Annotated in this window: 4 protein-coding genes; all 4 read left to right on the forward strand. The window is 67.3% G+C overall.

Features of this window, described 5'->3' with window-relative positions; translation table 11 throughout:
* On the forward strand, window positions 1-427 hold a 427-nt coding region (locus VFP86_09670), incomplete at its 5' end, for a phosphate ABC transporter substrate-binding protein PstS (GenBank protein HET8999901.1).
* Window positions 428-553: 126 nt separating this feature from the next.
* A complete protein-coding gene (gene pstC / locus VFP86_09675) occupies window positions 554-1,444 on the forward strand; it encodes a phosphate ABC transporter permease subunit PstC (GenBank protein ID HET8999902.1) in 891 nt (296 codons plus the stop codon).
* Window positions 1,441-2,304, forward strand: coding sequence for a phosphate ABC transporter permease PstA (gene pstA / locus VFP86_09680; protein HET8999903.1), 864 nt, complete (start codon window positions 1,441-1,443; stop codon window positions 2,302-2,304). The genes pstC and pstA overlap by 4 nt, the downstream gene beginning before the upstream one ends.
* Window positions 2,301-3,124: phosphate ABC transporter ATP-binding protein PstB (gene pstB, locus VFP86_09685; GenBank protein HET8999904.1), on the forward strand; the 824-nt coding region annotated here is incomplete at its 3' end. The genes pstA and pstB, both read left to right, overlap by 4 nt.

The raw sequence follows: 3,124 nt of genomic DNA on the forward strand, positions 1-3,124 counted from the left end.
GCAGACGCCCGGCGCTATCGGGTATGTCGAGCTGGCATATGTCGTGCAAAACCAACTCACCTACGCCGTCCTGAAGAATCGTGACGGGACATGGGTGGCGCCTTCGCTGTCGTCGACCACCGCGGCGGCGGCCGGCGGGGCGCAGAAGATCGCCCAGACGAACGACGTCCGGGTCTCGATCGCCTACGCTCCCGGGGCGAACGTGTATCCGATCGCCGGGTTCACCTACCTCCTGGTGCCGCAGAACCAGACGGATGAAGCCAAGGGAAAGGCACTGGCCGAGTTTCTCTGGTGGGCGATCCACGACGGGGAGAAAGATGCCCCGCAGCTCCTCTACGCGCCGATCCCGTCTCCCGTCGTGGCCATCGACGAACGTATTCTCAAGACGGTCAACTTCCAAGGCAAGGCGCTACTGGCCGAGCGGTAACGGGTTCACGCCACCCCATCGATGCTTCGCTCCTTGCACGTAGGGAGGAGGGCCCCGGCCCTCCTCCCCCCCAGTGCATCGGGTGTCCGGCGCCACAAAGCGTGGACGGATACGGCGTTCCGCGTCGTGCTGACCGTGTTTGGGTTCTCGGTCGTCGTCCTGGTCGGATGGATGATGATCCAGCTGCTCGTGACGGCGATGCCGGCGATCCAGCGATTCGGCCCGGCGTTCCTGTGGACGTCGCGCTGGGATCCCGTGCACAACGTCTTCGGGGCCCTCACGTTCGCGTACGGCACCGTGGCATCGTCGCTGCTCGCCCTCGTCCTCGCCGTGCCCGTCAGCCTCGGGGTGGCCATCTTTCTGGCGGAGATCGCCCCCGTTGGGGTGTCCACGGTGCTTTCGTTTGTCATCGAGCTCCTGGCGTCGATCCCCAGCGTAATCCTCGGCCTGTGGGGGATTTTCGTGATGGCCCCGTTTCTCCGGAAGGTCGTCGAGCCGGCCCTGCAGGGGGTGCTGGGCTGGCTCCCGCTGTTCAGCGGCCCCATGTACGGCATCGGCCTCCTGGCCGGGGGGATGATTCTGGCCATCATGCTGTTGCCGATCGTGTCGTCGGTCTCTCGTGAGGTCCTCAAAGCGGTCCCGCTGAGCCAGCGTGAGGCGGCGTACGCGCTCGGCGCGACCCGCTGGGAGGTGATCCGCACGGCGGTGCTGCCGTACGCCCGGACCGGGATCATCGGCGCCGTGATCCTGGGCCTCGGGCGCGCGCTCGGCGAGACCCTGGCGGTGACGATGGTGATCGGCAACCGGCCCCAGATCGCGACCTCCGTGTTCCAACCGGCCTACACGATCGCCGCCGCCCTCGCCAACGAGTTCTCCGAAGCCACGACCGGGATCTACATCTCCGCCCTGATCGAGCTGGCCGCGGTCCTGTTCGTCATCTCCCTGATCGTGAACGCGATCGCTCGGTGGCTCGTGTGGCGGGTGGGCGCGACTCCCACCGCGATGAGCGGCGCATGATCGCGGCCCCAGCGGTGGGGGGAACCCGCCGGGTGACGGATCGTGTGATGACGTGGCTGACCGCGTCCGCGGTGCTGATCGCGATGGCCCCGCTGGCCAGCGTGCTCATCTATGTGACCCTCCAGGGCGCCTCGGCGCTGAATTGGGATTTCTTCACGCAGCTCCCCAAACCGGTGGGGGAGCTCGGAGGGGGGATGGCCAACGCGATCAGCGGCTCGCTCACGCTCATTCTCCTCGCGTCGTGCCTCGGCCTCCCCGTCGGCATCCTGGGCGGGCTCTATCTCGCGGAGCTCGGCAACGGCTCGCTGGGGTGGTGGATCCGATTTACCGCCGACGTCCTGAACGGCGTCCCGAGTATCGTGGTGGGGGTGTTTGTCTATACGCTCGTGGTGGTCCCGATGAAGCGGTTTTCCGCGATCGCGGGTGGGGTCGCGCTCGGCATCATGATGGCTCCATTGGTGATGCGGACGACGGAGGAGCTGGTGCGGCTCGTTCCCAATTCCCTCCGCGAAGCCTCGCTGGCGCTGGGGATCCCTTGGTGGATCACCACGCTCAAAGTAGTCCTGCGAACCGCGGCCGTGGGCATCGTCACCGGTGTCGTCCTGGCGGTGGCGCGCATCGGGGGAGAGACGGCCCCGCTCCTGTTTACTGCTTTCAACAACCAGTACTGGCAGACGCGACTCGACCAGCCGATCGCGTCGCTCACGGTGCAGCTGTACAACTACGCGATCGCGCCCTACGACGATTGGCACCGGCAGGCCTGGGCCGCCGCGCTCGTCCTGATGTCGATCACGCTCCTGCTCAACATCGCCGCCAGGCTGGTGAGCCGGCCTCGGCTCATGGCGAGGAGGCCACGATGATGGATCTCTCGAGCAGCGTGTGGACCAAGGCGTTCTTCGACACCGCCGAACGCGTGCTGCGGATCGAGGACACGACCACCGAGCGGATCAAGGCGGTCAGCGTGGACGCCTACTTCGGCCGGACGCATGCCGTCCGCGCGGTGTCCCTCAGCATCCAGACCAACCGCATCACCGCGATCATCGGGCCATCGGGGTGCGGCAAGTCGACCTTTCTGCGGTGCCTCAACCGCATGCACGAGCTGGTGCCGGGGGCCCGCATGGAAGGGCAGGTGCTCCTCGACGGCGAGGACATGTATGGCCGCGACGTCGACCCGGTGATGGTCCGCCGGCGCATCGGGATGGTCTTCCAGCGGCCCAACCCCTTCCCGACGATGTCGATCTACGACAACGTCGCCGCCGGGCTCCGCCTCAATGGGGTGCGCGACCGGCGGCTCCTCGACCAGGCGGTCGAGCAGAGCCTGCGCCAGGCCGCGCTGTGGGACGAGGTGAAGGACGTTCTGGGCCGGCCGGGCACCAGCATCTCCGGCGGTCAGCAGCAGCGGTTGTGCATCGCGAGGGCCCTCGCGGTCAGGCCTGAAGTGCTGCTCATGGATGAGCCGGCCTCCGCGCTCGACCCGGCGTCCACCCTCAAGATCGAAGAGCTGGCCAGAACGTTGCGGGAAACCCTGACGGTCGTGCTCGTCACGCACAACATGCAGCAGGCGGCCCGCGCCTCGGACAGCACGGCGTTCATGCTCAACGGGGAGCTGGTCGAGTTCGGCCCCACGGCCGAGGTGTTCACCCGCCCCCGCGACAAGCGCACGGAGGACTACATCACCGG

This window comes from bacterium, from assembly GCA_035703895.1.
Classification (GTDB): domain Bacteria; phylum Sysuimicrobiota; class Sysuimicrobiia; order Sysuimicrobiales; family Segetimicrobiaceae; genus Segetimicrobium.

Bases quoted from the DNA above. Each gene is read 5' to 3' on its own strand.
- pstA (HET8999903.1), top strand. From the start codon at position 1,441: ATGATCGCGGCCCCAGCGGTGGGGGGAACCCGCCGGGTGACGGATCGT.